Source organism: Escherichia sp. WS1152 (assembly GCF_046487665.1).
GTDB lineage: Bacteria > Pseudomonadota > Gammaproteobacteria > Enterobacterales > Enterobacteriaceae > Escherichia > Escherichia coli.
On record NZ_JBJQJA010000061.1, the window covers coordinates 1 to 705 of the forward strand.

The following is a 705-nucleotide window of genomic DNA, read 5'->3' on the forward strand; positions in this document are numbered from 1 at the left end:
ATCCGGGTTGCGGACAGTGTCTGGTGGGTAGTTTGACTGGGGCGGTCTCCTCCTAAAGAGTAACGGAGGAGCACGAAGGTTGGCTAATCCTGGTCGGACATCAGGAGGTTAGTGCAATGGCATAAGCCAGCTTGACTGCGAGCGTGACGGCGCGAGCAGGTGCGAAAGCAGGTCATAGTGATCCGGTGGTTCTGAATGGAAGGGCCATCGCTCAACGGATAAAAGGTACTCCGGGGATAACAGGCTGATACCGCCCAAGAGTTCATATCGACGGCGGTGTTTGGCACCTCGATGTCGGCTCATCACATCCTGGGGCTGAAGTAGGTCCCAAGGGTATGGCTGTTCGCCATTTAAAGTGGTACGCGAGCTGGGTTTAGAACGTCGTGAGACAGTTCGGTCCCTATCTGCCGTGGGCGCTGGAGAACTGAGGGGGGCTGCTCCTAGTACGAGAGGACCGGAGTGGACGCATCACTGGTGTTCGGGTTGTCATGCCAATGGCACTGCCCGGTAGCTAAATGCGGAAGAGATAAGTGCTGAAAGCATCTAAGCACGAAACTTGCCCCGAGATGAGTTCTCCCTGACTCCTTGAGAGTCCTGAAGGAACGTTGAAGACGACGACGTTGATAGGCCGGGTGTGTAAGCGCAGCGATGCGTTGAGCTAACCGGTACTAATGAACCGTGAGGCTTAACCTTACAACGCCGAAG

Annotated in this window: 1 rRNA gene; it reads left to right on the top strand. The window is 55.5% G+C overall.

What is annotated here, in order from left to right:
* Positions 1 to 693, top strand: a 23S ribosomal RNA gene (locus ACJHW7_RS25280); the annotation flags it as partial.
* Between the last annotated feature and the right edge of the window lie 12 nt (positions 694 to 705).